General features: G+C 66.5%; 28 protein-coding genes. 10 read left to right on the forward strand and 18 right to left on the reverse strand.

The window, feature by feature from the left end:
- Positions 1-69 precede the first annotated feature (69 nt).
- Positions 70-1,134, forward strand: coding sequence for a glycosyltransferase family 4 protein (locus WJ35_RS02770; protein WP_010092179.1), 1,065 nt, complete (start codon positions 70-72; stop codon positions 1,132-1,134).
- Between the two features lie 93 nt (positions 1,135-1,227).
- Here WJ35_RS02770 and WJ35_RS02775 read toward each other — a convergent pair whose 3' ends face one another.
- The 3 genes from WJ35_RS02775 to WJ35_RS02785 form a co-directional block, all read right to left on the reverse strand.
- On the reverse strand, positions 1,228-1,815 hold the full coding sequence (locus tag WJ35_RS02775; RefSeq protein WP_010092180.1) for a YSC84-related protein: 588 nt from the start codon (positions 1,813-1,815) through the stop codon (positions 1,228-1,230).
- A gap of 236 nt (positions 1,816-2,051) precedes the next feature.
- Positions 2,052-2,492, reverse strand: coding sequence for a hypothetical protein (locus WJ35_RS02780; RefSeq protein ID WP_059655738.1), 441 nt, complete (start codon positions 2,490-2,492; stop codon positions 2,052-2,054).
- Between the two features lie 331 nt (positions 2,493-2,823).
- On the reverse strand, positions 2,824-3,114 hold the full coding sequence (locus WJ35_RS02785) for a PsiF family protein (RefSeq protein ID WP_069238697.1): 291 nt from the start codon (positions 3,112-3,114) through the stop codon (positions 2,824-2,826).
- Positions 3,115-3,381: 267 nt separating this feature from the next.
- Here WJ35_RS02785 and WJ35_RS02790 point away from each other — a divergent pair, with 267 nt between their 5' ends.
- The gene (locus WJ35_RS02790; protein ID WP_069238698.1) at positions 3,382-4,404 is read left to right on the forward strand and encodes an asparaginase; all 1,023 of its coding nucleotides are present in this window, start codon (positions 3,382-3,384) and stop codon (positions 4,402-4,404) included.
- Between the two features lie 92 nt (positions 4,405-4,496).
- Here the strand turns inward: WJ35_RS02790 and lysM are convergent, their stop codons facing one another.
- From lysM to gcl, 4 genes are all read right to left on the reverse strand, one after another.
- On the reverse strand, positions 4,497-4,967 hold the full coding sequence (lysM, locus tag WJ35_RS02795) for a peptidoglycan-binding protein LysM (RefSeq protein ID WP_069238699.1): 471 nt from the start codon (positions 4,965-4,967) through the stop codon (positions 4,497-4,499).
- A gap of 437 nt (positions 4,968-5,404) precedes the next feature.
- On the reverse strand, positions 5,405-6,310 hold the full coding sequence (locus WJ35_RS02800) for a 2-hydroxy-3-oxopropionate reductase (RefSeq protein ID WP_059527600.1): 906 nt from the start codon (positions 6,308-6,310) through the stop codon (positions 5,405-5,407).
- Positions 6,311-6,352: 42 nt separating this feature from the next.
- Positions 6,353-7,162, reverse strand: a complete 810-nt coding sequence (gene hyi / locus WJ35_RS02805; protein ID WP_010092186.1) for a hydroxypyruvate isomerase — start codon at positions 7,160-7,162, stop codon at positions 6,353-6,355.
- A 40-nt stretch (positions 7,163-7,202) separates the two neighbouring features.
- Positions 7,203-8,978 carry a glyoxylate carboligase gene (gene gcl, locus WJ35_RS02810; RefSeq protein WP_060234950.1) on the reverse strand — a complete coding sequence of 592 codons (1,776 nt, stop codon included), beginning with the start codon at positions 8,976-8,978 and terminating at the stop codon, positions 7,203-7,205.
- Positions 8,979-9,152: 174 nt separating this feature from the next.
- Here gcl and WJ35_RS02815 point away from each other — a divergent pair, with 174 nt between their 5' ends.
- The 8 genes from WJ35_RS02815 to WJ35_RS02850 all read left to right on the forward strand — a co-directional run bounded on the left by WJ35_RS02815 (position 9,153) and on the right by WJ35_RS02850 (position 15,051).
- Entirely contained in the window at positions 9,153-10,064 is a 912-nt protein-coding gene (locus tag WJ35_RS02815; protein ID WP_069238700.1) for a LysR family transcriptional regulator, read from the forward strand.
- A gap of 204 nt (positions 10,065-10,268) precedes the next feature.
- Positions 10,269-10,643, forward strand: a complete 375-nt coding sequence (gene rpsF / locus WJ35_RS02820; RefSeq protein WP_006402295.1) for a 30S ribosomal protein S6 — start codon at positions 10,269-10,271, stop codon at positions 10,641-10,643.
- A 39-nt stretch (positions 10,644-10,682) separates the two neighbouring features.
- A complete protein-coding gene (gene priB / locus WJ35_RS02825) occupies positions 10,683-10,982 on the forward strand; it encodes a primosomal replication protein N (protein WP_060234947.1) in 300 nt (99 codons plus the stop codon).
- A gap of 2 nt (positions 10,983-10,984) precedes the next feature.
- Positions 10,985-11,260 carry a 30S ribosomal protein S18 gene (gene rpsR, locus WJ35_RS02830; RefSeq protein WP_004193360.1) on the forward strand — a complete coding sequence of 92 codons (276 nt, stop codon included), beginning with the start codon at positions 10,985-10,987 and terminating at the stop codon, positions 11,258-11,260.
- A gap of 27 nt (positions 11,261-11,287) precedes the next feature.
- Positions 11,288-11,740, forward strand: coding sequence for a 50S ribosomal protein L9 (gene rplI, locus WJ35_RS02835; protein ID WP_010092192.1), 453 nt, complete (start codon positions 11,288-11,290; stop codon positions 11,738-11,740).
- A gap of 141 nt (positions 11,741-11,881) precedes the next feature.
- A complete protein-coding gene (locus WJ35_RS02840; protein ID WP_010092193.1) occupies positions 11,882-13,264 on the forward strand; it encodes a replicative DNA helicase in 1,383 nt (460 codons plus the stop codon).
- Positions 13,265-13,403: 139 nt separating this feature from the next.
- Positions 13,404-14,030, forward strand: coding sequence for a DUF47 domain-containing protein (locus tag WJ35_RS02845; RefSeq protein ID WP_010092194.1), 627 nt, complete (start codon positions 13,404-13,406; stop codon positions 14,028-14,030).
- A 10-nt stretch (positions 14,031-14,040) separates the two neighbouring features.
- Positions 14,041-15,051: an inorganic phosphate transporter gene (locus WJ35_RS02850; protein WP_029226519.1), complete on the forward strand. Its 1,011-nt coding sequence runs from the start codon at positions 14,041-14,043 to the stop codon at positions 15,049-15,051.
- Positions 15,052-15,155: 104 nt separating this feature from the next.
- Here WJ35_RS02850 and WJ35_RS02855 read toward each other — a convergent pair whose 3' ends face one another.
- From WJ35_RS02855 to WJ35_RS02905, 11 genes are all read right to left on the reverse strand, one after another.
- Positions 15,156-16,211, reverse strand: a complete 1,056-nt coding sequence (locus WJ35_RS02855) for a C40 family peptidase (protein WP_069238701.1) — start codon at positions 16,209-16,211, stop codon at positions 15,156-15,158.
- A 241-nt stretch (positions 16,212-16,452) separates the two neighbouring features.
- Entirely contained in the window at positions 16,453-18,249 is a 1,797-nt protein-coding gene (locus tag WJ35_RS02860) for a PhoH family protein (RefSeq protein WP_060234945.1), read from the reverse strand.
- A 336-nt stretch (positions 18,250-18,585) separates the two neighbouring features.
- Positions 18,586-19,047: a peroxiredoxin gene (locus tag WJ35_RS02865; RefSeq protein WP_010092200.1), complete on the reverse strand. Its 462-nt coding sequence runs from the start codon at positions 19,045-19,047 to the stop codon at positions 18,586-18,588.
- Positions 19,048-19,185: 138 nt separating this feature from the next.
- Positions 19,186-20,082, reverse strand: a complete 897-nt coding sequence (locus tag WJ35_RS02870; protein WP_060234944.1) for a polysaccharide deacetylase family protein — start codon at positions 20,080-20,082, stop codon at positions 19,186-19,188.
- Between the two features lie 14 nt (positions 20,083-20,096).
- Positions 20,097-21,152 (reverse strand): bifunctional UDP-4-keto-pentose/UDP-xylose synthase, encoded by a 1,056-nt coding sequence (locus WJ35_RS02875; protein ID WP_059527577.1) that lies wholly within the window; start codon positions 21,150-21,152, stop codon positions 20,097-20,099.
- Positions 21,149-22,096 carry a formyltransferase gene (locus WJ35_RS02880; protein ID WP_060234943.1) on the reverse strand — a complete coding sequence of 316 codons (948 nt, stop codon included), beginning with the start codon at positions 22,094-22,096 and terminating at the stop codon, positions 21,149-21,151. The genes WJ35_RS02875 and WJ35_RS02880 overlap by 4 nt, the downstream gene beginning before the upstream one ends.
- The gene (locus WJ35_RS02885; RefSeq protein ID WP_029226520.1) at positions 22,093-23,130 is read right to left on the reverse strand and encodes a glycosyltransferase; all 1,038 of its coding nucleotides are present in this window, start codon (positions 23,128-23,130) and stop codon (positions 22,093-22,095) included. Before WJ35_RS02885 ends, WJ35_RS02880 begins: the two co-directional genes overlap by 4 nt.
- Before the next feature lie 6 nt (positions 23,131-23,136).
- Positions 23,137-24,288, reverse strand: coding sequence for a DegT/DnrJ/EryC1/StrS family aminotransferase (locus tag WJ35_RS02890; RefSeq protein WP_060234942.1), 1,152 nt, complete (start codon positions 24,286-24,288; stop codon positions 23,137-23,139).
- A gap of 122 nt (positions 24,289-24,410) precedes the next feature.
- Positions 24,411-24,782 carry an EamA family transporter gene (locus tag WJ35_RS02895; protein WP_059611520.1) on the reverse strand — a complete coding sequence of 124 codons (372 nt, stop codon included), beginning with the start codon at positions 24,780-24,782 and terminating at the stop codon, positions 24,411-24,413.
- Between the two features lie 12 nt (positions 24,783-24,794).
- A complete protein-coding gene (locus WJ35_RS02900) occupies positions 24,795-26,477 on the reverse strand; it encodes a glycosyltransferase family 39 protein (RefSeq protein WP_060234941.1) in 1,683 nt (560 codons plus the stop codon).
- A gap of 128 nt (positions 26,478-26,605) precedes the next feature.
- The gene (locus WJ35_RS02905; RefSeq protein ID WP_042584182.1) at positions 26,606-26,980 is read right to left on the reverse strand and encodes an Mth938-like domain-containing protein; all 375 of its coding nucleotides are present in this window, start codon (positions 26,978-26,980) and stop codon (positions 26,606-26,608) included.
- Between the last annotated feature and the right edge of the window lie 12 nt (positions 26,981-26,992).

The following is a 26,992-nucleotide window of genomic DNA, read 5'->3' on the forward strand; positions in this document are numbered from 1 at the left end:
CGTCCCGGCCGGATCGCCAATAATGAGATATTCGGGCGGTGCTGCGCCGACCCTTTGGAGACGTGGATCATGAGAATTGCCCAGATCGCCCCGCTGACCGAGTCGGTGCCGCCGAAGCTGTACGGCGGCACGGAGCGCGTCGTGTCGTACATCACCGAGGCGCTCGTCGACCTCGGTCACGACGTGACGCTGTTCGCGAGCGGCGATTCGACGACGCGCGCGAAGCTCGAGCCGGTGTGGCCGCGCGCGCTGCGGCTCGACTCGTCGATCCGCGACCGGATCGCGCCGCACATGCTGCTGATGGAAACGGTCGCGCGCCGCGCGAAGGACTTCGACGTCCTGCATTTCCACATGGACTATTACTCGTTCTCGGTCTTCAACCGCCAGGAAGTGCCGTACGTGACGACGCTGCACGGCCGGCTCGACCTGCCCGAGCAGCAGCCGGTGTTCGACACGTTCAACACGGCGCCGGTGATCTCGATCTCGAACGCGCAGCGCCAGCCGCTGCCGCAGGCGAAATGGCTGACGACGGTCTATCACGGGCTGCCGGAGACGCTCTACACGCCGCAGCCGGTCGAGCCGCGCTATCTCGCGTTCCTCGGCCGCATCTCGCCGGAAAAGCGCGTCGACACGGCGATCCGCATCGCGCAGCAGTGCGGGCTGCCGATCAAGGTCGCCGCGAAGATCGACGCGGCCGACCAGGAGTATTTCGAACGCGAGATCAAGCCGCTGTTCGCGCTGCCGCACGTCGAATACATCGGCGAGATCGCCGATCACCAGAAAGCGGAATTCCTGTCGGGCGCGCATGCGCTGCTGTTCCCGATCGACTGGCCGGAGCCGTTCGGCCTCGTGATGGTCGAGGCGATGGCGTGCGGCACGCCGGTGATCGCGTTCAATCGCGGCTCGGTGCCGGAGGTGCTGGACGAGGGCGTGTCGGGCTTCATCGTCGAGGACGAGATCAGCGCGGTCGCGGCCGTCAACCGGCTGCACCTGCTGCCGCGCGCACGCGTGCGGCAGCGCTTCGAGGAGCGCTTCACGTCGCGCCGGATGGCGCAGCAGTACGTCGACGTCTATCAGTCGCTGATCCGCGCGCAGAAGCGCGCGCGTTTCAAGGTGATCGATTCGACGACCTGACGCGTGGCGCGCAGGCGAAAAAAAAACGGCGATGCCCGTGAGGGCATCGCCGTTTGCATATGGACTGCCCGCGCGGGGCGCGGGCAGCGTGCGTCAGATCTTCAGCTTGGTGACCTTCGTGCCGTTGATCGACACGTCGCCCATCAGGCCGGCGTTCGTCAGCACGAACACCTGCACCGGCGCGGTGGCCGTATTGGTGTCGACCGCGCCGTTCGCGCCCACCTTCACCAGCGCGACCGACGCGCCCGCGCCGGCGGCCCAGCCGTCCGAGCCGCGGAATTCGTTGAGCGATTCCTGCGTCATGAACAGGAACACGATCGCCTTCGATTGCGCGCCCGCCTGCAGGCCGACCGACAGCGACGACGTGTTGTAGTAGCCGACCGTGCTGCCGCCGACGCGCAGCGCGCCGTTGCCGGTCTGGCCGCCGACGATGAAGCCGGCCTGGAGCACTTCGGGGAACACCAGCACGCCGCGCGATTTCGCGACGAGCTCACGCGAGCCCTTGACCGTGGAATACAGGCGCGACAGCGTCGCGTCGACGCTCGAATCGATCGCCTGGCGCTTCGACGCATTGGTCGCGGCGGTGTCGGGCTTGTCGGGGGTCGTGGTGCAACCGGCGAGCGCGAGGCTGCCGACGATGAGCGCGGCGGCGGCTTTCAGTGCGAGATTCCGTTTTTGCATCGTTCTTCTCCATCGGGTGATGTACAGGGTGAGTCGCGCCGTTCAAGGGGCGGATCACGTCGGCAGTTATATCACAGCGGATTACGGGAGGCTTTTCATTGGGAAGTGAAAAAGCGTCAAATCGTCAAGTTGTGTCGCTATCCGCCGACGAACTGCGCGCACGCGCGCGGCGGCGCGGCGCATGCGCCGGCGGCTTGCAGGCCAAGGGGAGGGCGGGCGCGGTGCGGCGATGCGCGTCAGTGCGGCACCGGCGGCTTGATCGGCGGCCGTCGCAGCGCGCGACGGATCAGCGCGATGACGACGCCGCATGCGAACAGGAACGCGGCCGGCACGACCCAGTAGCCGACGAACGCATGCCACAGATAGCTCGCGAGCGTGTTGCGGCGCACCACGTACTCGTCGCGCGCGGCCTGCTGGCGGGGGGCATTGGCGGCGAGCACGTCGGCGGGGCAGCCGGCCGCACGCGCTTCGTCAGGGTCGCCGTGACAGCGCGCGGCGGCGCCGGCGGCGCGCTGCGCATCGGTGAGCTGCCAGGTGGTCAGCGCGAGCTGCAGGTCCGCCTTGTTGTAGGCCATTTCCTCGCGGATCTCGCGCACGGCGACGATCGCGACGGGGACGGCCCAGAACACGATCACGATCACCCAGCGGCGGAACCAGCGATGTTGTCTCCATGCCATCCAAGCCTCCGTTTGACGCGGCGTACGCGTCCGTGTCGAGGGCGGCCCGATGGCGCTTCTTATGCTTGGATGGGCCGCATTGCAGCCATCATAGAAGAAAACGCGGCGAATTGCCGCACCATGTGGCGGCGTTCGAACGGCGCGATGCGGCCCAGGCGACGCGGCAGCGCAGGGAGGCGCACCGGACACAACGGGGCCGGTGTGCGGGCCGGCGCGTCGAGGCAGGCTGCGCGATCGCGCCGGTCGATGCACGCGCAACGAAACGCACCGAAAATGAAAAATGCCGCGCCCGCCGAAGCGGTGCGCGGCATTCGCGCGGGAGCGCCGGGACTCAGTTGGCCGGCTGATTGCTCAGGCAGCTCTTCATGAACGCCTTGCGCTCGTCGCCCTTCTTGCCGGCGGCGTCCTTGTTGCAGGCCTTCATCTTGTCCTGCTGCGACATCGCCTTCGCCGGCTTCGCCGACAGGCAGTCCTTCATGAATGCCTTGCGTTCGTCGCCCGTCTTGCCGGCTGCCTGGGTGTTACAGGCCTTCATCTTGTCCTGCTGGCTGTTCGCCGCGAATGCGGGGGAAGCGAGCATGCCGCCGACGAGCAGTGCGGCTGCGAGCGATTGGATTTTCATTTGACACTCCCATGGGGTGAACTGCGTTTTATTGACGCCATCGCGAAGCGGGACACATAGCGGGGACGCATCGCGCCGCGCGCTCCGATTATGGCGAATCAATGTGAAAACACCAAAACGGCTTTCCTATAACGCGGCGGCCGACTCGATCGTTGACGGCACGCGTGCGCCGATCATCGGGACAAACCATGACGCGCGGCGGCCGCGTCGAGGGTGCGCGCGCCGAACTTGGCGGCGGGCCGGCCGCAAGCCATTACAATCGCGGCCATGAACACTTCGAACATTGCATCTCCTTCGTCCGCGCCGGCGTTGCCGCGCATCGCCGTCCTCGCCACCGGCGGCACCATCGCCGGGGCCGCGCCCGACGCCGCCAGCACAGCCGGCTACCAGGCCGGCGCGCTCGGCGTCAACTTCCTGCTCGACGCAGTGCCGGCGCTCGCGTCTGTCGCGCGCATCGACGCCGAACAGGTCGCCAGCATCGACAGCAAGGATCTCGCGCTGCCGCTGTGGAACACGCTGGCCGCGCGCATCGATGCGCTGATGGCCGACGACGCCGTCGACGGCATCGTGATCACGCATGGCACCGATACGCTCGAGGAAACCGCCTACGCGCTGCACCTGACCGTGCGGGGCGACAAGCCGGTCGTGCTGACCGCGGCGATGCGCCCGGCGACCGCGCTGTCGTCCGACGGCCCGCTCAACCTGCTCAACGCGGTGACGGTCGCGGCTCACCCGGCCGCGCGCGGGCAGGGCGTGCTGGTCGCATTCAACAACCGGATCCATGGCGCGCGCGACGTCGTGAAGTCGAGCACGTATGCGGTCGATGCGTTCCAGTCGCCGGAACTCGGCGCGCTCGGCTGGGTGCAGGACGGCCGCGTCGAATTCGCGCGGCGCGTGACGCGTCCGCACGATTCGCAACTGGTGATGCGTAATGCATGGCCGGCGGTCGAGGTTGTCGCCAGCTATTCAGGGGTCACGCGCACCGCCGTCGATGCGCTCGTCGCGGCCGGCGTGCGCGGGCTCGTCGTCGCGGGCACCGGCAACGGCTCGATCCATGCGACGCTGCAGGCGGCGCTCGCCGATGCGGTGAAGCAGGGCGTCGTCGTGGTCCGCGCGTCGCGGGCCGGCTCGGGGCACGTGATGAAGAACGGCGCGGCCTGCGACGACGCGCTCGGCTTCGTGAGCGCGGGCTCGCTGAACCCGTTCAAGGCGCGCGTGCTGCTGATGCTCGCGCTCGCGAACGGGATCGGCGCGCGCGACGCATTGCAGCGCGTGTTCGATACGCTGTGACGGCCGGCCGCTGATAGGGCGGCGCGTGTCGCGTGCAATGAAAAACGCAGGCCGACGGCCTGCGTTTTTTATGTCGGTGTCGCGCCGGACGCTCAGGACTGCGGCGGGATCACGAGCTTCTGGCCCGGATAGATGCGGTCGGGGCTCGACAGCATCGGCTTGTTCGCTTCGAAGATCACCGGGTACTTGTTCGCGTCGCCGTACACTTCCTTCGCGATCGCGGACAGCGTATCGCCCGGCTTCACGTCGTGGTACTGGACTTCCGGATCGTCCGGCTGGAGGTCGTCGTCGTTGACGCCCGCGACGCCCTGCACGTTGCCGGCCGCGACCTTGACCTTGGCCTTCGTGTCGAGATCGGCGACGCTGCCCGACAGCGTCACGGTGCGCGACGCGCCGTCGAACGCGACGCTCAGGTTCGACGTGTCGAGGCCCTGCGTGTCGATGTAGTGCTTGATCGCATCGGCCGCGGTCTGGTTTGCCGCATTCGGATCTTCCGCCGCTTGCGCGTCGGCGTGACCCAGCAGTTTTTCACCCGCCTCTTTGATAAACGAAAGAAGACCCATCGCTGCACTCCCTAGGTGGGTTGAAAAGAAAACGCGCCGTGAAGTGGCGAAAAAAACACCGCGCTGGCACGAATGCGCGCGCGGCGGTTTTCTCGAAAGGCGTGGCGAAAGTGTAGGCGTTCACGGCGACGATTGCATGACTTATTGCACGCGTGAACGTAAAGAAGTGTAAGACGTGAAATCCGACAGACGGACACCCGACGACGACGTCTGACCGACCAAGGCTTCCCCGGCGTCGCCGGGTGCCGCTGCGGACCCCACCTCGCCGCTCTCAGCCCAGAGCGGCGTTTTTCGCCCCGTCGCACGCGAGCTGCGATGCGTGGCGGGGCGCCCCACGGAGATGCGCGATGATGCGCGCATCGATGCGGTCCGGCACGCGGAACCGCAAGTGTGGCGTGTGCGCGTGTCCGCGATGACCGCGGATGGGCGCGATTGCGTCAGGCGACCTTGGCTTGCGCGTGCGGCTGCGCGATCTCGAAGTTCGACATGATCTCGAGCGCGCGCACGAGCGCCGAGTGATCCCAGGCCTTGCCGCCGTGCGATGCGCAGACGCTGAACAATTGCTGCGCGCTCGCGGTATGCGGCAGCGCGAGGCCGAGCTTGCGCGCGCCGTCGAGCGCGAGGTTCAGGTCCTTCTGGTGCAGCTCGATGCGGAAGCCCGGATCGAACGTGCGCTTCGTCATCCGCGCGCCGTGCACTTCGAGGATCCGCGACGCGGCGAAGCCGCCCATCAGCGCCTGGCGCACGCGCTCCGGATCGGCGCCCGAGCGTGCGGCGAACAGCAGCGCTTCGCCGACGGCCTCGATGTTCAGCGCGACGATGATCTGGTTCGCGACCTTGCAGGTCTGGCCCGCGCCGTTGTCGCCGACGAGCGTGATGTTCCTGCCCATCCGCTCGAACAGCGGCTTCGCGCGTTCGAAGGCCTGCTCCGGGCCGCCGACCATGATCGTCAGCGTCGCCTCGCGCGCGCCGACTTCGCCGCCGGACACCGGCGCGTCGAGGTAGTCGCAGCCGAGCGCGTTGATGTCCTTCGCGAATGCCTGCGTGTCGAGCGGCGAGATCGAGCTCATGTCGATCACGAGCTTGCCGGCGGTGAGGCCCTTCGCGACGCCGTCGTCGGCGAACAGCACGTTGCGCACGTCGGGCGTGTCCGGAACCATCGAGATGATGATGTCCGCGTGCTTCGCGACTTCGGTCGAGTTCGCGACGACCTTCGCGCTCGCCCGCAGGTCGTCCGGCACCGGAAACGCGCCGTTCACGACGAGCTGATGATCGCCCTTGAGCAGGTTGCGCGCCATGTGCGCGCCCATGATGCCGAGGCCGATGAAACCGATGGTTGCCATATGAGTGTCTCCTTGTAGGGGCGATGACGGAAAGGGCGAGGCTCAGGCGGCGCGGCGCGCCGACCCCGGTGCGCAGCCGGCGACGCGTTGCAGCCAGCCGAGCCCTTCGGTCGTGGTGGTGCGCGGCTTGTATTCGCAGCCGACGTAGCCGGCATAGCCGAGCCGGTCGAGCAGCGCGAACAGGAACGCGTAGTTGATCTCGCCCGTGCCCGGCTCGTTGCGGCCCGGGTTGTCCGCGAGCTGCACGTGGCCGATCGACGCGAGGTTGCGTTCGATCGTCGCGGCCAGTTCGCCTTCCATGCGCTGCATGTGATAGATGTCGTACTGCAGGAACAGGTTGTCCGAGCCGACCGCGCGGATCACGTCGAGCCCTTCGGCCGAGCGGTTCAGCGCGAAGCCCGGGATGTCGAACGAATTGCACGGCTCGACGAGCAGGCGGATGCCTTCGCGCTTCAGCGCATCGGCCGCGAAGCGCAGGTTGTCGACGATCGTGACGAAGGTCGTGTCGCGCGCCGTGCTCGCCGACGGAATCCCGACCAGGCAGTTCAGCTGCGGCACCTTCAGCGCCTTCGCATACTCGATCGCGCGGCCGACGCCTTCCTGGAACTCGCCGACACGATCGGGCAGGCACGCGATGCCGCGCTCGCCCTGGTCCCAGTTGCCGGCGGGCAGGTTGTGCAGCACGAGGCGCAGGCGGTGCGTCTCGAGCCGCTCGGCGAGTTCCTCTTTCGCGTACGGATACGGGAACAGGAACTCGACGGCGTCGAAGCCCGCGTCGGCGGCCGCCTTGAAGCGGTCGAGGAACGGCACTTCGTTGAACAGCATGGTCAGGTTGGCTGCAAACTTCGGCATGAGCTAAGCCTCTTCGGTCGGTCAGTAGGAATGGGGCGGGTCAGTCGAGCAGCGAGATCGCGGTCGGCGCGTGTTCGGCTTTGTCGGCGAGATCCTCGAACTCGTTGATCGCGTCGATCTCGGCGCCCATCGAGATGTTGGTCACGCGCTCGAGGATCACTTCGACGATCACCGGCACGCTGAACTCTTCCGCGAGCGCCTGCGCCTGCTTCAGCGCCGGCTCGATCTCTTCCGGCCTGGACACGCGCAGCGCCTTGCAGCCGAGGCCTTCGGCCACCGCGACGTGATCGACGCCGTAGCCGTTCAACTCCGGCGCGTTGACGTTGTCGAACGCGAGCTGCACGCAGTAGTCCATGTCGAACGCGCGCTGCGCCTGGCGGATCAGCCCGAGGTACGAGTTGTTCACGACGACGTGCACGTACGGCAGCTTGAACTGCGCGCCGGCGGCGAGCTCCTCGATCATGAACTGGAAGTCGTAGTCGCCCGACAGCGCGACGATCGGCCGTTGCGGATCGGCCGCGCGCACGCCGAGCGCGGCGGGGATCGTCCAGCCGAGCGGGCCGGCCTGGCCGCAGTTGATCCAGTTGCGCGCCTTGAACACGTGCAGGAACTGCGCGGCGGCGATCTGCGACAGGCCGATCGTGCTCACGTAGCACGTGTCGCGGCCGAACACCTTGTTCATCTCCTCGTACACGCGCTGCGGCTTGACAGGCACGTCGTCGAAGTGCGTCTTGCGCTGCAGCGTGCGCTTGCGCTGCTGGCATTCGGCCACCCACGCGCCGCGGTCCTTCAGCTTGCCGGCGGCCTTCCATTCCTGCGCGACGGCAACGAACAGCTCGAGCGCGGCCTTCGCGTCGGACACGATCCCCAGATCCGGGCCGAACACGCGGCCGATCTGGGTCGGCTCGATGTCGACGTGGACGAACGTGCGGCCCTTCGTGTAGACGTCGATGCTGCCCGTGTGGCGGTTCGCCCAGCGGTTGCCGATGCCGAGCACGAAGTCGGACGCGAGCAGCGTCGCGTTGCCGTAGCGGTGCGACGTCTGCAGGCCGACCATGCCGGCCATCAGCGGATGGTCGTCGGGTATCGCGCCCCACGACATCAGCGTCGGGATCACCGGCACGCCGACGGTTTCCGCGAACGCGACGAGCAGGTCCTCGGCCGCCGCGTTGAGCACGCCGCCGCCCGACACGATCAGCGGCTTGTCCGCGTCGTTGAGCATCGCGAGCGCCTTCTCGACCTGCGCGCGGGTCGCCGCGGGCTTGTAGACGGGCAGCGGCTCGTAGGTGTCGATGTCGAATTCGATCTCGGCGAGCTGCACGTCGATCGGCAGGTCGACCAGCACCGGGCCCGGGCGGCCCGAGCGCATCAGGTGGAACGCCTGCTGGAACACGCGCGGCACGAGCGCCGGCTCGCGCACGGTGACGGCCCACTTGGTGACCGGCTTCGCGATCGACTCGATGTCGACCGCCTGGAAGTCTTCCTTGTAGAGGCGCGCGCGCGGCGCCTGGCCGGTGATCGCGAGGATCGGAATCGAGTCGGCCGACGCCGAGTAGAGGCCCGTGATCATGTCGGTGCCGGCGGGGCCCGACGTGCCGATGCACACGCCGATGTTGCCTGGAGCGGCGCGCGTATAGCCTTCGGCCATGTGCGACGCGCCCTCGACGTGGCGGGCCAGCACGTGGCTGATGCCGCCCGATTTGCGCATCGCGGAATAGAACGGGTTGATCGCGGCGCCCGGCACGCCGAACGCGGTCTGGATGCCTTCCTTCTCGAGCACGAGCACGGCGGCGTCGACGGCTCTCATCTTGGCCATGAATGTCTCCTTGAATGTTTTTGCGGATCTTGCGAATCGGTCTGTTGGAGACACTTTAGGGATGCATCAAAGGTTTGATAAGATCAGCCGGAGTCGCTTTTTTCGAAACTAAAAGTATCGAATGACGGCAGGTCGGGCGTTGGCCGGCCGTCACCGTCATGCAGGAGACACGGGATGGACCGCTTCAAGCAGATCGAGACGTTCGTGCGGGTCGCGGACGCGGGCAGCCTCGCGGCCGCGGCGCTCGAGGAGGGCGTGTCGCCGGTCGTGCTCGGACGGCGCATCGACGCGCTGGAGAAGCGTCTCGGCGTGAAGCTGATGTACCGCTCGACGCGGCGGCTCGTCGTCAGCGAGGAAGGCGCGGCATTCCTCGAGCGCTGCCGCGGCCTGCTCGCGGAATGGGACCAGGCCGAGAACGAGCTGGCCGCCGGGCGGCGCGCGGTGAGCGGCCACCTGATCGTGTCCGCGCCGGCCGCATTCGGCCGCAAGCACGTCGCGCCGCACGCGCCGGGCTTTCTCGCCGACAAGCCGGACATGCAGTTGTCGTTCAACCTGACCGACCGGGTCGTCGACCTCGTGCGCGAAGGCTACGACCTGTCGATCCGGATCGGCGGCGCGGTCGATCCGAACTTCGTCGCGGTGAAGCTCGCGTCGAACCGGCGCGTCGTCTGCGGCACGCCGGATTATTTCCGCCGGCACGGCCGCCCGAAGACGCTCGACGACCTGCTGAAGCACAACTGCCTCGCGTTCAACCTGCAAGGCGGCCAGAACCGCGGCTGGTATTTTCAGCGTAACGGCAAGATCGTCACGATGCGCGTGACGGGCAACCTCGACTGCAACGACGGCGAACTGCTGCACCGCTGGGCGTCGGAAGGGCTCGGGCTCGGCTGGCGCTCGACCTGGGAGATCGCCGCGCAGCTCGAGACGGGCGAGCTCGAGACCGTCCTCGACGACTATGCACTGCCCGACTATGACATCCTCGCCGTCTATCCGCAGCAGCGCTACGTGCCGGCGCGCGTGCGCTATTTCATCGACTACCTGCGCGACGCGTACGCGCGCGCCGGCTACTGGAGCAGCCCGCCGTGAGCGCCGCCGCGCCGTCGTCTCGGGAGTGCGCGAAGGCCCGCGCCGACGGTTCGGGCGATTCAAGTCGTTGAAAACACGGCCGAATCTGCCGGGAAAAGCTGGGTCGGTGTTGCATGCGGCCCGTATCCGGGTTAAAATCTTCAGCTTCTCACTTGCCACACCGGTTCAGACGCCCGGGTGGCTTCAATCCACAAGGAGTGTGTAATGCGTCATTACGAAATCGTCTTCATCGTGCACCCCGATCAGAGCGAGCAAGTGCCCGCGATGATCGAGCGTTACAAGACCACGATCACGTCGCACGGCGGCCAGATCCACCGTGTCGAAGACTGGGGCCGTCGCCAGCTGGCCTACATGATCGAGAAACTCGCGAAGGCTCACTACGTCTGCATGAACATCGAGTGCGACCAGACGACGCTCGACGAACTCGAACACGCGTTCAAGTTCAACGACGCCGTGCTGCGTCACCTCATCGTCAAGATGAAGAAGGCCGAGACCGGCCCGTCGCCGATGATGAAGGAAGTTCAGCGCGAAGAAGCCAAGAAGGCGGCTGCAGCTCAGCCGACCGAAGCGCAGGCTTAAGCTCGTAACCTTTAAGCCATCAAGGAGCACGCGACTCACGTGAACAGGTTGCAATTGACGGCGAGCGTCGTCGAGCGCGCAGCGGTGCGGTACACGCCCGCCGGCGTTCCGATCGCAAGCGCGACGTTGCAGCACCGCACGGAAGTCGTCGAGGCAGGCATTCGCCGTCAGGTCGAGATGACGATCGAGGCGGTGGCGGCCGGCGAGGCGAGCGGCAGGCTGGAAGGCTGTGAAATGGGCGTCGAGACGCTGTTCACAGGTTTCCTGGCGAAGAAGAGCCGCAACGCGCGCACCTTGGTGTTTCACATCACAGCATTGCAGGACCTTGGAAAGGACTGAACATGGCCCGCCCCACTGGTAAGAAATTCGACAAGCGTCGTCAGCAACAAAACCCGCTCTTCAAGCGCAAGAAGTTCTGCCGCTTCACCGCGGCCGGCGTCGAGCAGATCGACTACAAGGACACGGAAACGCTGAAGGACTTCATCGGCGAAAACGGCAAGATCACGCCGGCTCGCCTGACGGGCACGAAGGCGCACTATCAGCGTCAGCTGGACACGGCAATCAAGCGCGCGCGTTTCCTCGCGCTGCTGCCGTACACCGATCAGCACAAGGCGTAATCAGGCGACGCAATAAGGAGAATTCGAATGCAAATCATTCTGTTGGAAAAAGTCGCCAATCTGGGCAACCTCGGCGATATCGTCAAGGTCAAGGACGGTTACGCTCGCAACTTCCTGATCCCGAACCGCAAGGCTCGCCGTGCAACGAAGGAAGCGATCGCTGAATTCGAAGTGCGTCGCGCAGAGCTCGAGAAGGTCGCCGCTGAAAAGCTGGCAGCTTCGCAGGCAGTCGGCGAGAAGCTGGCAGGCCAGTCGTTCGAAATCACGCAGAAGTCGGGCGTCGACGGCCGTCTGTTCGGCTCGGTCACGAACGGCGACGTTGCCGAACTGCTGAAGAAGGCAGGCTACGACGTCGAGAAGGCGCAGGTTCGCATGCCGGAAGGCCCGCTGAAGATGATCGGCGAGCACGGCGTTCAGGTCGCGCTGCACACGGACGTCGTCGTCGACGTCACGATCAACGTGATCGGCGACCACGCGTAAGCGACAGGCAGTCTCGCCGGGCGGCTCCCGCCGCCCGGATGAAGGGCAGGCGCCCGGGCAACCGGGGCCTGCCTTTTTTGTTGTCCGGCAGCCGGCGGCCGCGCTGGCATCTCCGCGCCCAATTCGCGATAATCCCAACCCATGAACGCGCCGCAAGATCCTCAAATCGAATCGCTGAAAGTCCCGCCGCACTCGGTCGAAGCCGAGCAGTCGGTGCTGGGCGGCCTGTTGCTCGACAATGCGGCGTGGGACCGGATCGCCGACTATCTGTCGCAGGGCGATTTCTACCGCTACGACCACCGGATCATCTTCGAGCACATCGGCAGGCTGATTGCGTCGACGCGTCCGGCCGACGTGGTGACCGTGTACGAAGCGCTGACCACGTCGGGCAAGGCGGACGACGTCGGCGGGCTCGCGTACCTGAACGCGCTTGCGCAGAATACGCCGAGCGCCGCGAACATCCGCCGCTATGCGGAAATCGTGCGCGACCGCGCGGTGCTGCGCCGGCTCGTGTCGGTGGCCGACGAGATTTCCGCCGATGCATTCAATCCGCAGGGCAAGGAAGTTCGCCAGCTGCTCGACGCGGCGGAAGCGAAGGTGTTCTCGATCGCCGAAGAGGGCGCGCGCGGCAACCAGGGCTTCCTCGAGATCGGGCCGCTGCTCACGCAAGTCGTCGAGCGCATCGACACGCTGTATCACACCGCGAATCCGAGCGACGTCACCGGCACGCCGACGGGCTTCGTCGACCTCGACCGGATGACGTCGGGGATGCACGGCGGCGAGCTGATCATCGTCGCCGGCCGCCCGTCGATGGGTAAAACGGCCTTCTCGATGAACATCGGCGAATACGTCGCGGTCGAGTACGGGCTGCCGGTCGCGGTGTTCTCGATGGAAATGCCGGGCACGCAGCTCGTGATGCGTATGCTCGGTTCGGTCGGGCGGCTCGACCAGCACCGGATGCGGACCGGGCGGCTGACCGACGAGGATTGGCCGAAGCTGACCCACGCGGTGCAGAAGATGAGCGAGGCACAGCTCTTCATCGACGAGACGGGCGGCCTGAACCCGATGGAATTGCGTTCGCGGGCGCGCCGGCTCGCGCGCCAGTGCGGCAAGCTCGGCCTCATCATCGTCGACTACCTGCAGCTGATGACGGGCTCGTCGCAGGGCGAGAACCGCGCGACCGAAATCTCGGAAATCTCCCGCTCGCTGAAGAGCCTCGCGAAGGAGCTGGACGTGCCGGTGATCGCGCTGTCGCAGCTCAACCGCGGCCTCGAACAGCGTCCGAACAAGCGTCCGGTGATGTCGGACCTGCGGGAATCGGGCGCAATCGAACAGGACGCGGACGTGATCCTGTTCATCTACCGGGACGAAGTCTACAATCCGGACAGCCCGGACAAGGGCACTGCCGAAATCATCATCGGCAAGCAGCGTAACGGCCCGATCGGGCCCGTTCGACTCACGTTCCTGGGGCAATACACGAAGTTCGACAACTTTGCAGGTGCACAGAACTTCTACGGCGAGTAACGCCGGTTGTAAACCCCTATTTCACGAAACGTTGTATCCCGTCTCGGTGCGCGCGCACGCTTCATGTGCGCGCCGGACGGGAAACGGTACAATGTCGCCGATTTTTGTGACAGCCGTTTGACCATCTTTCAGGAATTCCATGTTCGGTCGATTCATGCCCACCGAGGGCAAGTTCTTCGAAATCTTCAACGCGCACGCGAAGTACATCGTTTCCGGTGGCCGCGAACTCGAACTGCTGATCGACAATCTCGCCGACGCCGAGATTCACAAGCAGAACGTGCAGCTGGCCGAGAAGGCCGCTGACAAGCTGACGCACGAAGCGATCGATCTGCTCCACAAGACGTTCATCACGCCGCTCGACCGCGACGAGATCCACAAGCTGATCACGACGATGGACGACATCCTCGACCTGATGGAGGACGTCGCGACCGCCGTGTCGCTGTACGACGTGCAGGCGGTGACGTCCGAGGCGAGCCAGCTCGCGCATATCGTCACGCAGTCGGCGCAGCACGTGCAGCAGGCCGTCGCGCTGCTGTCGGACATGAAGCAGTCCGCGCAGATCCTCAAGGCGTGCGAAGAGATCGACCGCTGGGAATCGGAGGCGGACCGCGTGCTGCGCGCGGCGATGTCGAAGCTGTTCCGCGAAGAGAACGACGTGAAGAACCTCATCAAGCTGAAGGCGATCTACGAGCTGCTCGAAGAGATCACCGACAAATGCGAGGACGTCGCGAACATCATCGAAGGCATCGTGCTGGAAAACGCCTGAGCGGAACACGATGCATTCGATACAACTTGCCCTATGGATGGTCGCGGCGCTGGTGCTCGTCGCGCTCGTATTCGACTTCATGAACGGCTTCCACGACGCGGCGAACTCGATCGCCACCGTCGTGTCCACCGGGGTGCTGAAGCCGCAGCAGGCGGTGGCATTTGCCGCCGCGTTCAACGTCATCGCGTATTTCATCTTCCACCTGAAGGTCGCGCAGACCGTCGGCAAAGGCACGATCGATCCCGGGATCGTCGACCACTATGTCGTGTTCGGCGCGCTCGTCGGCGCGATCGCCTGGAACGTGATCACCTGGTACTACGGGATTCCGTCGAGCTCGTCGCACGCGCTGATCGGCGGCCTCGTCGGCTCGGCGCTCGCGAAGTCGGGCTGGGGATCGCTGAACATCGACGGGCTGATGAAGACGATCGCGTTCATCTTCATCTCGCCGCTGCTCGGCTTCATCCTCGGTTCGCTGTTCATGCTCGGCGTGTCGTGGCTGTACTTCCGCACCGCGCCGAGCAAGGTCGACCGGCGGTTCCGCCGCCTGCAACTGCTGTCGGCCGGGCTGTACAGCCTCGGCCACGGCGGCAACGACGCGCAGAAGACGATCGGCATCATCTGGATGCTGCTGATCGCGACCGGCTACGCGTCGGCGGGCTCCGACGCGCCCCCGGCATGGGTGATCGGCGCGTGCTACCTGTCGATGGGCCTCGGCACGCTGTTCGGCGGCTGGCGGATCGTGCGCACGATGGGCCAGAAGATCACCAAGCTGAAGCCGGTCGGCGGGTTCTGCGCGGAGACGGGCGGCGCAATGACGCTGTTCATCGCGTCGTTCCTCGGCATCCCGGTGTCGACGACCCATACGATCACCGGCGCGATCGTCGGCGTCGGCGCGACGCAGAAGCTGTCGGCCGTGCGCTGGGGCGTCGCCGGCAACATCGTGTGGGCGTGGGTACTGACGCTGCCGGCGTCCGCGCTGTTCGCGGCGGGCGGCTGGTGGCTCGGCCATCGGATCTTCTGATCGCGACGCCGCCCGGGTCGCATCAGAACCATGCGCCGCTAACCGTAAGGTTGCGGCGCATTTTCTTTTGCGGTGTACGGAATGCGGCGCTGCGCCGCAATGACTCAGTAGCTGCCGTTCGCGAAGCGGGCGATCGGATCGTCGGCGGTGCTGGTGCGCGGGCTGACCGGCGCCGATTGCGTCGATGCGCGCAGCACCTGCACCGGCTCGGCGCTGCCCGGCGAGCTCGGGGCAGGCATCGCGGACGGCGGTTCCGCATCGAATGCGGCGGCCTCGGCGGCCGTCAGTGCCGTCGTCGGGATCTGCGTGCCGACTTCTTCGGATGGGCCGGCCGGCGGCAAAACCGGCGTCATGGCCATCGTGTCGCCGCCCGCGGAGGAGACCGGCGCCGACATGCGCGGCGCCGGTTCGTACGGAGCGGGGGACGCAGCGGCTGCGGCGGCCGTCGTCACGGCCGTCGTCGTCGATACGGCCGGCACAGCAGCCTGCGCCGTCGCACGGGCCGGCGACGAAGCATAGGCAGGCCGCCGTACTGCCGCGGCCGCGACGACCGGCGCGGTGGCCGCAGCCGGCGCATCGCGCCGTGCATCGTAGATCGGGGCATCGAACGGCGTCGGCGTGCCGCGCGGCGGCGCGACGCGGCGAATCCCGTCGAAGCGCTTCGCCCAGTACGGGTTCGTCAGGTAGTCGAGCCGCACGGTGCCGCCGGTCGACGGCGCGTTGACGAAGCGCAGCTTGCCGACATAGATGCCGACGTGCGAGTGCGGCCGGCCGGTCGTGTTGAAGAAGATCAGGTCGCCCGGCGCGACCTGTTCGGGGTCGATCGACATGCCGCGGCCGCTCATGTCGGCGGTCGTGCGCGGCAGGTTCACGTCCGCTACGCGACCGACCACGTAGCGCACGAGCCCGCTGCAGTCGAAGCCGCTGTCCGGCGTATTGCCGCCCCAGCGGTACGGGACGCCGACGAGGCTCATCGCCTGGATCGAGATTTCTTCCTGGCCGACGCTGTGGTCGACGAATTTCGGGAAATTGGCGGGCGGGGCGAAGGCGCGGGGCGTCGTGATCTTCATGCCCGGCGAGCGCGAAGCCGACTGCGGCGGCACGCTGGAACAGGCCGCAAGCAGCGAGACGACGGCGACGGGAAGCCAGATTCGAAGCATGACAGGCGGGCGAGCGCGGCGCGCTCGACACAATCGTATGACAACAGACAGACCCGATGGTAGTCGCTCCGACGGGGCTTAGGCAACAATTCTTGAGAATTTACTTGAAGTTTCGCGCGTAATGCATCGTGGTTGCGTGACACAGTCAAGCACTGATTTCGACCCCAAAACAAAAACGGCGCTCCGTTTCGGGAGCGCCGTGTGCTTTCGCGAACCGGCCTGAATCGGCCGGCAGGCCGCGTTACAGGATGTCGGACGCGTAGTCGGCGAGCCGCGAGCGTTCGCCGCGCGCGAGCGTCACGTGGCCGCTGTGTCCCCAGCCCTTGAAGCGGTCGACGACGTAGGTGAGGCCCGAGCTGCCTTCCGTCAGGTACGGCGTATCGATCTGCGCGATGTTGCCGAGGCAGACGATCTTCGTGCCGGGGCCCGCGCGCGTGACGAGCGTCTTCATCTGCTTCGGCGTCAGGTTCTGCGCCTCGTCGATGATCAGGTACTTGTCGACGAACGTGCGGCCGCGCATGAAGTTCATGCTCTTGACCTTCAGGCGCGAGCGGATCAGTTCCTGCGTCGCCGCGCGGCCCCATTCGCCGGCTGCGTCGTCGGTCTTCTGCAGCACCTCGAGGTTGTCGTCGAATGCGCCCATCCACGGCTGCATCTTCTCTTCCTCGGTGCCGGGCAGGAAGCCGATGTCCTCGCCGACCGGCACGGTCGCGCGCGTCACGATGATCTCGTTGTAGCGCTTGTCGTCGAGCACCTGCGCGAGGCCCGCCGCGAGCGCGACGAGCGTCTTGCCGGTGCCGGCCTGGCCGAGCAGCGTGACGAAGTCGATCTCCGGATTCATCAGCAGGTTCAGCGCGAAGTTCTGCTCGCGGTTGCGCGCGGTGATCCCCCACACGTTGTTCTTGTGGTGGCTGTAGTCGCGCAGCGTCTGCAGGAGCGCCGTCTTGCCGTTCAGTTCGCGCACGAGCGCATGGAACGTCGGCTCGCCGTTCTGCGGTTCGAGATAGACGAACTCGTTGACCAGCATCGACGTGACGAGCGGGCCGGTCACGCGGTAGTACGTGGTGCCCGTCTTCGTGTCCTGCCAGCTTTCCATGCCCTTCGCGTGGCGGGTCCAGAAATCCTGCGGCAGCTCGCGCACGCCGGTGTAGAGGAGATCCTTGTCCTCGAGCACCTGGTCGTTGAAGTAGTCTTCGGCGGGCAGGCCGAGCGCGTGCGCCTTGATCCGCATGTTGATGTCTTTCGACACCAGCACGACCTGGCGGTCCGGCCGGTCGCGCTGCAGCGCGCGCACGACGCCGAGGATCTGGTTGTCGGCCTTGCCTTGCGGCAGGCCCTCGACGGGCGGAATGTTGGTGAGCGTCGTCTGGAAGTACAGGCGGCCGAGCGCCTCGCGGCTGCCGAGGCGCGCCAGCGGAATGCCGTTCGTGATCGGGCCCGCGTCGGCGACGAGCGCATCGAGCGTGCGGCTGACCTGGCGCGCGTTGCGCGCGACTTCCGACATCCCCTTCTTGTGATTGTCGAGTTCCTCGAGCGTCATCATCGGCAGATAGACGTCGTGTTCCTCGAAACGGAAGAGGCTGCTCGGATCGTGCATCAGCACGTTCGTGTCGAGCACGAACAGCTTCTGCATCTCGGCTTCGGCGGCCTTGCGGCCGCGCGACCTGGCGGCCGCGCCGGCTTCGCTCGCGGCGGCCGCGACCGGTTTTGTGGCGGCGGGTTTCTCTGCGCGCGCGAGCGGCGCGGCGGGCTCCGCGGGCGTCGGCACGGGCTGCAGCAGCGCGGCCGTCTGCTTGGTCTTGCGGCTGCGCGCGGGCGCGCTCGCGGCTTCAGGCGCCGACGCGACCGCACGCAGCTGTGCGGCGGTGTTGGCGGCTTGCGTCATCGGTTGGGCCACGCTAGCCGGGCCGTAGTCGGCGGCCGTGGAAACGTCCCCGTCGGCGGATTTCTTTGCGGCTTTGGTCGGCCGCGCTTTCGCCTTGTATTCGTCGGGCGGCAGCAGGCTGCCGAGCTTGCTGGGGGGGGTAGGCAAAGGCATGGTGTCCCTCGGGAGGAATCGTGTCGCTGGGGTGCGCCGCTGATCGCATCCTGCTGCGTGACGAACACGCGTGCGGTTTGCGCGCGGTGGCGCACATGAATTTCGTTTAGCCGGTTCGCCTAAGTGTCGGTCAACTCCTTGACGGGGTGAAAGGGCCGGACCGAGTGCCGGCGCGCAGACCATAAAAAAAGCCGCTGCCCCGTCGACCGGGACATGCGGCTCGGCTGATACCGTCGTGATGCGCGTCAGGTGCCGGAAAGCATCGCTACGAGCACCGGCGCAGCTACGAGAAATATGGGGCGGACTGGCATTCATTGCGGCCCAATATAGCGCGCCTCAAAGCGCTTGTACAGCACCTAGCACGTCGTCCACGTGACCCGGCACCTTGATGCCGCGCCATGCCTGGCGAAGCACGCCGTCGGCGTCGATCAGGAACGTCGAGCGCTCGATGCCGCGCACTTCCTTGCCATACATTTTCTTCATCTTGATGACATCGAACAGCGTGCACAGCGCTTCGTCGGCATCGGAAATCAATGCGAACGGCAGCTCGAGCTTTGCCTTGAAATTGTCATGCGAACGCAGGCTGTCGCGCGACACGCCGACGATTTCCGCGCCGGCCTTCTTGAACTTCGGATAGAGATCGCGGAACTGCAGCCCCTCGGTCGTGCAGCCGGGCGTGTTGTCCTTCGGATAGAAATACAGCACGAGCTTCTTGCCCCGCAGGTCGGACAGCGAAAGATCGCCGCCGGTGGCCGGTGCGGTGAAATCGGGAACTTGACGGTCAACTTCGACGGACACGTGTTTCTCCTGTTGTTATGGGAGGGCGCCTTGGCGACGGCGCGCGTGGGTGACGGCGCGATCGCGTCGCCGCGCAGGGAAGGGCGCGGTGGCGGCCGCGTTGACGGGCAGGCGCATGGCGTCGCCTGCCCGCATGGATCAGTCGGGCTGGACGATCAGCTCGCCCGACCGGCCCGGAATCTCGCCCCACGTGACAGGGTACGATGGCAGCGTGTCGCGGTCCAGCGTCGCGTGATAGTCGCCCATCGTCGCGAACGTATGGCCTTGCGCACGCCAGCCGGCGAGCAGCTGCTCGAACACCGGCGCGAGCTTCTGGCCTTCCAGCTCCGCATGCAGCGTGAAGACCTGGTCGTGCGGATTGGTTTCGGTGAACGTGAGGATATGCGCGGCGACGTTGTGCGTATCGACGCCGTCGATGCCGAGCACTTCGTCGAGCGTCGGCAGCGTCGTCGGCATCTGCACGTGCGCGAGCGTCCTGCCGCCGACGACCGGCAGGTACGGCGAATGGCCGCGGCCGTCGGACGCATAGCGCATGCCCCACGCGTCGATCTGCTCGAATGCCGCGTCGTTCATCTGCCAGCCCGCCGCGCCGTGCGTGACGGGCGGCGCGCCGAAGATCTCGACGAAGCGCGCGTGGCTTTTCTGCATCTCACGCGCGGTCCAGTCGCGGTCGCGCGCGCGCACGTTGTCCTGCCAGTACACGTGATCCCACGTGTGGATCCCGCATTCGAAGCCGGCCTCGTGGATCGCGCGCATGTCGGCGATCGCGCGGCGGCCGATGTCGGGGCCCGGCAGCAGCACGCCGTACATCAGCTGCTTCACGCCGTAATGCTCGACCACCGACGTGCGCGACACCTTCTTCAGGAACCCCGGACGGAACACGCGCCGCAGCGCCCAGCCGGTATGGTCGGGCCCGAGGCTGAAGAGGAAGGTCGCGCGCGCGCTGAAGCGGTCGAAAATGCGCGCGAGGTTCGGCACGCCTTCGCGCGTGCCGCGCAGCGTGTCGACGTCGATCTTGAGGACGATGCGAGCCAAGCGTGCGTCCCGCTTCAGCCTTGCTGCTCGACGAGCGCGCGTGCGTCGGCGACGTGGCCGCGATACGCCTCGAAGATCTTGCGCAGCGCTTCGTCGAACGTCGATTGCGGCGCCCAGCCGAGCTCCTGCATCGTGTTGTCGATCTTCGGCACGCGGTTCTGCACGTCCTGGTAGCCCTTGCCGTAGTACGCGCCCGACGTGGTCTCGACGAGATTCACGTTCTTCGCGGAATCGGCGTATTCGGGGAACTCGGCGGCGAGCTCGAGCATCTTGTGCGCGAGTTCGCGCACCGAGAAGTTATTCTTTGGATTCCCGATGTTGTAGATCTTGCCCGACGCGACGCCGTTCGGGTTCTCGATGATCTTCATCAGCGCGCTGATGCCGTCGTCGATGTCGGTGAACGCGCGCTTCTGCGAGCCGCCGTCGACGAGGCTGATGTTCTCGCCGCGCACGATGTGGCCGAGGAATTGCGTGACGACGCGCGAGCTGCCTTCCTTCGGCGTGTAGATCGAGTCGAGGCCCGGGCCGATCCAGTTGAACGGGCGGAACAGCGTGAAGTTCAGGCCTTCCATCCCGTAGCCCCAGATCACGCGGTCCATCAGCTGCTTCGAGCACGCGTAGATCCAGCGCGGCTTGTTGATCGGGCCGTAGGTGAGGGCGGAGTTGTCCGGGTCGAACTGCTCGTCCGTGCACATCCCGTAGACCTCGGAGGTCGACGGGAACACGAGGTGCTTGCCGTACTTCACGGCCGAGCGCACGATCGGCAGGTTCGCCTCGAAGTCGAGCTCGAACACGCGCAGCGGCTGCTGCACGTAGGTCGCCGGCGTCGCGATCGCGACGAGCGGCAGGATCACGTCGCACTTCTTCACGTGATACTCGACCCACTCCTTGTTGATCGTGATGTCGCCCTCGAAGAAATGCATCCGCTCGTGGTTGACGAGATCGCCGAGCCGATCGGTCTGCATGTCCATGCCGAACACTTCCCAATCGGTGGTTTCAAGAATGCGTTTCGACAGGTGATGGCCGATGAAGCCGTTCACACCCAGGATCAGGACTTTTTTTGCTTTCATGAATGACGGGAAGAATGAATGAACTGCGCGAATTCCGCGGGCGTCACGACGGTTTCGCTGCCGTCGCGCTGTTGCCACAGCTCGAGAATGGATATGGCGCGGCTGTCGCCGCAGACGCCGAATAGCACATTATCGCTTACGTGCAGGCCGGGCGGCAAATCCGCCGCCGCCGCGGCGGCCGGGCTGCCGGGCGCCGCGACGCGCGCGCGCGCGACCACGAAGCGCGCGCCGTTCAGGTCGGTGAACGCGCCCGGATACGGGGGCGCGACCGCGCGGATCAGGTTATAGACTTGCGCGGCGGGCTTCGACCAGTCGATCCGGCCGTCCTCGGGCTTGCGCCCGCCGAAGTAGCTGCCGGCCGCGAGATCGTTCGGCAGGTGCGGCGCCTCGCCCGCGAGCAGCGCGGGGAGCACGCGCCAGAGCGTCTGCTCGGCGGCCACCGTGACCTTGTCGAACACCTGCGCGGCCGTGTCGTCCGGCAGGATCGGCACCGCGGTCTGGCCGATGATCGCGCCCGCGTCGGGCTTCGCGGCCATTTCGTGCAGCGTCGCGCCGGTTTCCGTCTCGCCGTTGAGCACCGCCCAGTTGGTCGGCACCCGACCCCGGTATTTCGGCAGCAGCGACCCGTGCATGTTGTACGCGCCGCGCGGCGCGACGGCGAGCAGGTCGACGGGCAGCATGTGCCGGTAATAGAACGAGAAGATGAAGTCCGGCCGCGCATCGGCGAGCGCGCGGCGCAACGCGGGGTCCGCCGGATCGGCCGGCGTGACGACCGGGATGCCGTGCGCGGCCGCGACCGACGCGACGCTGCCGAACCAGATGTTCTCGTTCGGGTTGTCCTCGTGCGTGACGACCAGCGCGACGTCGACGCCGCGCGCGAGCAGCACCTGCAGGCAGCGCACGCCGACGTTGTGATAGGCGAAGACGACGGCGCGCGGCTTCATCGCGCGACCTCCTGGCGGCCTTCGCCGGCCGGCGCATCCTGCACGTTGCCGTGCCGCTCGAGCACGGTCTGGATCAGGTAGCGCGGCCGCGCGCGCACCTGCTGGTAGATGCGGCCGATGTACTCGCCGAGCAGGCCGAGCGCGAAGATGATCACGCCGAGCAGGAAGAACGTGATCGCGAACAGCGTGAACACGCCTTGCACTTCCGCGCCGACGATGAAGCGCCGCACGAGCAGCAGCACGAACAGCGCGGCGGAGCCGAGCGACAGGATCACGCCGATGAACGACAGCCATTGCAGCGGCACGACCGAGAAGCCGGTCACGAGGTCGAAATTCAGGCGGATCAGGCTGTACAGCGAGTACTTCGATTCGCCCGCGAAGCGCTCCTCGTGTGCGACCTCGACTTCGGTCGGCTTCTGCGCGAACGTGTAGGCGAGCGCCGGAATGAACGTGTTGACCTCGCCGCACACGTTGATCGTATCGATGATGCGGCGGCTGTACGCGCGCAGCATGCAGCCCTGGTCGGTCATCTTGATGCGCGTGATGCGCTCGCGCAGCCGGTTCATCATCGCCGACGCCTTGCGTCGCCACAGGCTGTCCTGGCGCTGCTGGCGGATCGAGCCGACGTAGTCGTAGCCCTCGTGCATCTTCGCGATCAGCTTGCCGATTTCCTCGGGCGGGTTCTGCAAGTCGGCGTCGAGCGTGACGACGATCTCGCCGCGCGACTGCGCGAAGCCGGCGAGGATCGCCATGTGCTGGCCGTAGTTGCCGTTCAGCAGCACGACGCGCGTCGTGTCGGGGCGCACGTGGAACTGGTCCGCGAGCATGGCGGCCGAGCGGTCGCGGCTGCCGTCGTTGATCAGGATCACTTCGTACGACGTGCCGAGCGCGTCGAGCGCCGGATACAGCCGCGCGAAGAGCGCGGCGAGGCCGTCTTCCTCGTTGTACACGGGAATGACGACCGATACTTCCGGATTGGCTGCGCCCGGACGTCCGGCGCCCGGATGCCCGGCGCGTGCTTCAAGGTGACTCATGTAGGCTTACTTTCCGTATTGTTCGCAAATCTGGTTGATGGCGTCGACGACGCGACGCACGTCGCCTTCCGTCATCTGCGTGAAGAGGGGCAGCGTGACGGTCGACGCGCCGTACCGTTCGGCGTGGGGGAACATGCCCTCCTTGAAGCCGCGCGCGCGGTACAGCGAGAAAAGATGGATGGCCGGGTAGTGGATCCCGGTGCCGATGCCGCGCTCCTTCATCTGCGCCATGAACTCGGCGCGGGTGATCGTCAGCCGCTCGAGCGGCAGCGTGACGAGGAACATGTGCCAGTTGCCGTGCTCGAATTCGGCGAGCGGCAGGCCGAGGCCGAGCTTCGCGGCCGGGCCGCCTTCGAAGGCGGCGAAGTACGCGCGGGCGAGCGCATGGCGCTGCGCGGTGAAGCGCTCGAGGTGCGGCAGCTGGCCGAGGCCGACGCGTGCGGCGACGTCGGTCAGGTTGTACTTGCCGCCGAGCACGTCGCAGTCCATCCCGTCGAAGCCGGTGCGCGTGATGCCCTGCAGCCGGTACTTCTGCGCGAGGACGGCCTCGTCCTCGTTGTTGAGCACGAGCGCGCCGCCTTCGATCGTCGTCAGGTTCTTGTTCGCGTGGAAGCTGAACGACACGATGTCGCCGATCGCGCCGATGCGCTGGCCGCGCCACGTCGAGCCGAGCGCCTGCGCGGCGTCCTCGATCACGCGCAGCTTGTGTGCGCGCGCGATCGCGTACAGGCGGTCCATGTCGACCGGCAGGCCGGCCAGGTAGACCGGGATGATCGCCTTCGTGCGCGGCGTGATCGCCTTTTCGAGCAGGTCGAGGTCGATGTTGCGGGTGACCGGGTCGATGTCGGCGAACACCGGCGTCGCGCCGGTCTCGAGGATCACGTTGCTGGTCGACACCCAGGACGCGGGCGACGTGATCACCTCGTCGCCGGGGCCGACGCCGGCGATGCGCAGGCCGATCTCGAGCGTGCAGGTGCCCGAATTGAACGCGCGCACCGGGCGGCCGCCGAAGTACTCGGACAGCGCGGCCTCGAAGCGCTGGTTCTGCGGGCCGGTGGTGATCCAGCCCGAGCGCAGCACCTCGACGACGCCCTGGATGGTTTCCTCGTCGATTTCCGGGCGCGTGAACGGCAGGAACGGAACGGTAGTCTGGCTCATGAACGCATGACTCGTAATGGCGTGTGAAAAGGGTCGGGCGCTCGCCCGAAACCGGCATTAAACACCGGTTGACGGATTCGTACCGTGATTTTTTGTAGGCAGGCGCTTAACGGCCGGATGGCTCAGCTGCGCGCGAGCACGAACACCCCGACCAGGATGATGCCGATGCCGACGAGCCGCTGGACGGACAGCACTTCGCCGAACAGGTACCACGCGGCGAACGCGTTGACGACGTAGCCGAGCGACAGCATCGGGTACGCGATCGACACGTCGACCCGCGACAGCCCGACGATCCAGACGACGACGCTGAGCACGTAGCACCCGAGGCCGCCGATGATCGGCAGCTGGGTCGCGATCTTCAGGCCGACGGGCACGATGTTCGCACGGGTGAATTCGAAGTGTCCAACGGCGTTGACGCCGGCCTTGAGCAGCAGTTGCGCGCAGGCGTTGAGCATGACGCCGGTGATGATGCAGACGAGCGAGATCGGGTTCACGGGGCGGCGTCCTTACGATTGCGGCTTTTCGACGATCACGCGGCGGTTGTCGCGCGCGATCACGCGCATCGGCAGGCCGGCCTTCGCGAGATCGTCGTAGCGGTTCACCGGCATGATCGCGAGCGCGTAGCGCTCCTTGTTCCAGCGGGCGATCCACTCGTCGACGGTCGGGATCCACTTGTCCGGCTCGACCGAGATGCCGAAGGCGAGCTCGTCCGTGCGCGCGACCATGATCGTCGTGTGGCCGACGTAGAACGGGAACGTGTGGTCGAGCATTTCGATCGAGTAGAACGGCGTGTCGGCCGGCAGCTTCGCCAGTTCGGCGCGCACCGCGGGCGCGAGCAGCGCGCCCGAGCTGTAGCGGCCGAACTCGTCGTGGCCGGTGCCGCCGATCGTGCCGAACGCGAGCCACGCGGCGCCGAACGCGGTGATCGCGGCGGCGACGCCGGCGCGCGCATGGCGGTTGAGCCACGCGGCGGCGAGCGTCAGCGCGGCCGCGACCGCGAGGCCCGCGTACAGCCACAGCTGGAATGCGCGGTACTGCGCGTTCGGCGTGCGCGCATCGCCCTGGTAGGCGAGGAAGATGATGCCGAACGCCGCGACGACCAGGAACACGAGGTAGCCGAGCAGGTGGCGGCGGAAGCGGTCGGCCGGCACGAGCGGCAGGTACGCGCCGATCATGAGCGCGAGCGCCGGCGCGACCGGCAGCACGTACGAGATCAGCTTCGAATGCGACGCGCTGAAGAACAGGAAAATGAACGCGCTCCAGATCATCAGCACGAGCATCGGCGCGAAGCCGTTCGGCTGGCGCGGCATGCGCAGAGCATGGCGCAGGCTCTGCCACGCTACCGACAGCCACGGCAGGAAGCCGACCAGCAGCACCGGCACGAAGTAATAGAAGGGGCCGGGACGATTCTGTTCCGGGGTCAGGTAGCGGCGGAACTGCTGGACGATGAAGAAGAAATTGAAGAATTCCGGGTTGCGCTGCTGGACCAGCACGAACCACGGCATGACGATCGCGAAGAAGATCACGAGCCCGCTGACGAGGTACAGGCGCTTCCACAGCGCCCAGTCGCGCGCGATCAGCGTATAGAGCACCAGCACGGCGCCGGGCAGGATCAGGCCGACGAGGCCCTTGGACAGCACCGCGAGCGCCATCGACGCCCAGCACGCCCACATCCAGCCGCGCGCGGCGGCGGGCCGCAGCCCAGGTCGCTGCGCGAGCAGCAGCGCGCAGAGCGTGATGGTCATCCAGAGCGCCAGGCCCATGTCGAGCGCGTTGAAATGGCCCATCAGGTTCCAGTACGGCGAGCTCGCGAGCACGACGGCCGCGAGGAAGCCGGACAGCGGGTTGAACAGGCGCGCGCCCGTGAAGCCGACGACCAGCACGCCCGCGAAGCTCGCGAGCGCGGTATAGAGGCGCGCCTGCCACTCGCCGATGCCGAACCACGCGAACGTGAGCGCGTTGAGCCAGGTCTGCAGCGGCGGCTTCTCGAAGTACTTGTAGCCGTTGTAGCGCGGCGTGATCCAGTCGCCGGTGACGAACATCTCGCGCGCCATCTCGGCGTAGCGGCCTTCGTCGCTGGGAATCAGGTGGCGCAAGCCGAGCGGCGCGAACCAGACGACGGCGAGCGCGAGGATCAGGAGGGCGAGCGCGGTGCGATTGAGCGGTAGCCTCGACGGCGTATCGTTCATGGAAGTTTCAGCCTGTTGGTTGTTGTGATGTGCCGCCGGCGGCTTGCGACGGGGCATGCGCCGGACCGGGGATCGGACCCGGCCCGGCGCGGCCCGGTATGCCGGCGAGAGTTTTACCGCATCGGGGATTAACGTTCAATTAAGAGCGCGGCGGCGACTTTGCGGCCTTCGGCCATCAGGATGTTGTAGGTGCGGCAGGCGGCCTGGAAGTCCATCGTCTCGACGCCGATGCGCCGCGCGGTGAGCGCCGCGACGAGGCGCGGATGGGGGAAGCGCAGGCGGGCGCCGCTGCCGAAGATCACGACCTCGGGCGCCGGTTCGAGCAGCATCGCGAAATGCTCGGGCGCGAGCGCGTCGAACGACGACACCGGCCACGCGAGCACCGGCCCGCCGGGCAGCACGATGACGCTCTGTTCGTGACGCTCGAGATTCACGTCGACATAATCGGGGCCATAGCCGGTAACGGTGTTGAGCGCGCCGCTCGCGTCCTGGTGCAGTTTCAAATCAGTATGTCC

This window comes from Burkholderia ubonensis (assembly GCF_001718695.1).
GTDB lineage: Bacteria > Pseudomonadota > Gammaproteobacteria > Burkholderiales > Burkholderiaceae > Burkholderia > Burkholderia ubonensis_B.

Bases quoted from the DNA above. Each gene is read 5' to 3' on its own strand.
- WJ35_RS02770 (WP_010092179.1), top strand. From the start codon at position 70: ATGAGAATTGCCCAGATCGCCCCGCTGACCGAGTCGGTGCCGCCGAAG.
- WJ35_RS02775 (WP_010092180.1), bottom strand. From the start codon at position 1,815: ATGCAAAAACGGAATCTCGCACTGAAAGCCGCCGCCGCGCTCATCGTC.
- WJ35_RS02780 (WP_059655738.1), bottom strand. From the start codon at position 2,492: ATGGCATGGAGACAACATCGCTGGTTCCGCCGCTGGGTGATCGTGATC.
- WJ35_RS02785 (WP_069238697.1), bottom strand. From the start codon at position 3,114: ATGAAAATCCAATCGCTCGCAGCCGCACTGCTCGTCGGCGGCATGCTC.
- WJ35_RS02790 (WP_069238698.1), top strand. From the start codon at position 3,382: ATGAACACTTCGAACATTGCATCTCCTTCGTCCGCGCCGGCGTTGCCG.
- lysM (WP_069238699.1), bottom strand. From the start codon at position 4,967: ATGGGTCTTCTTTCGTTTATCAAAGAGGCGGGTGAAAAACTGCTGGGT.
- WJ35_RS02800 (WP_059527600.1), bottom strand. From the start codon at position 6,310: ATGGCAACCATCGGTTTCATCGGCCTCGGCATCATGGGCGCGCACATG.
- hyi (WP_010092186.1), bottom strand. From the start codon at position 7,162: ATGCCGAAGTTTGCAGCCAACCTGACCATGCTGTTCAACGAAGTGCCG.
- gcl (WP_060234950.1), bottom strand. From the start codon at position 8,978: ATGGCCAAGATGAGAGCCGTCGACGCCGCCGTGCTCGTGCTCGAGAAG.
- WJ35_RS02815 (WP_069238700.1), top strand. From the start codon at position 9,153: ATGGACCGCTTCAAGCAGATCGAGACGTTCGTGCGGGTCGCGGACGCG.
- rpsF (WP_006402295.1), top strand. From the start codon at position 10,269: ATGCGTCATTACGAAATCGTCTTCATCGTGCACCCCGATCAGAGCGAG.
- rpsR (WP_004193360.1), top strand. From the start codon at position 10,985: ATGGCCCGCCCCACTGGTAAGAAATTCGACAAGCGTCGTCAGCAACAA.
- rplI (WP_010092192.1), top strand. From the start codon at position 11,288: ATGCAAATCATTCTGTTGGAAAAAGTCGCCAATCTGGGCAACCTCGGC.
- WJ35_RS02840 (WP_010092193.1), top strand. From the start codon at position 11,882: ATGAACGCGCCGCAAGATCCTCAAATCGAATCGCTGAAAGTCCCGCCG.
- WJ35_RS02845 (WP_010092194.1), top strand. From the start codon at position 13,404: ATGTTCGGTCGATTCATGCCCACCGAGGGCAAGTTCTTCGAAATCTTC.
- WJ35_RS02850 (WP_029226519.1), top strand. From the start codon at position 14,041: ATGCATTCGATACAACTTGCCCTATGGATGGTCGCGGCGCTGGTGCTC.
- WJ35_RS02855 (WP_069238701.1), bottom strand. From the start codon at position 16,211: ATGCTTCGAATCTGGCTTCCCGTCGCCGTCGTCTCGCTGCTTGCGGCC.
- WJ35_RS02860 (WP_060234945.1), bottom strand. From the start codon at position 18,249: ATGCCTTTGCCTACCCCCCCCAGCAAGCTCGGCAGCCTGCTGCCGCCC.
- WJ35_RS02875 (WP_059527577.1), bottom strand. From the start codon at position 21,152: ATGAAAGCAAAAAAAGTCCTGATCCTGGGTGTGAACGGCTTCATCGGC.
- WJ35_RS02880 (WP_060234943.1), bottom strand. From the start codon at position 22,096: ATGAAGCCGCGCGCCGTCGTCTTCGCCTATCACAACGTCGGCGTGCGC.
- WJ35_RS02885 (WP_029226520.1), bottom strand. From the start codon at position 23,130: ATGAGTCACCTTGAAGCACGCGCCGGGCATCCGGGCGCCGGACGTCCG.
- WJ35_RS02890 (WP_060234942.1), bottom strand. From the start codon at position 24,288: ATGAGCCAGACTACCGTTCCGTTCCTGCCGTTCACGCGCCCGGAAATC.
- WJ35_RS02900 (WP_060234941.1), bottom strand. From the start codon at position 26,477: ATGAACGATACGCCGTCGAGGCTACCGCTCAATCGCACCGCGCTCGCC.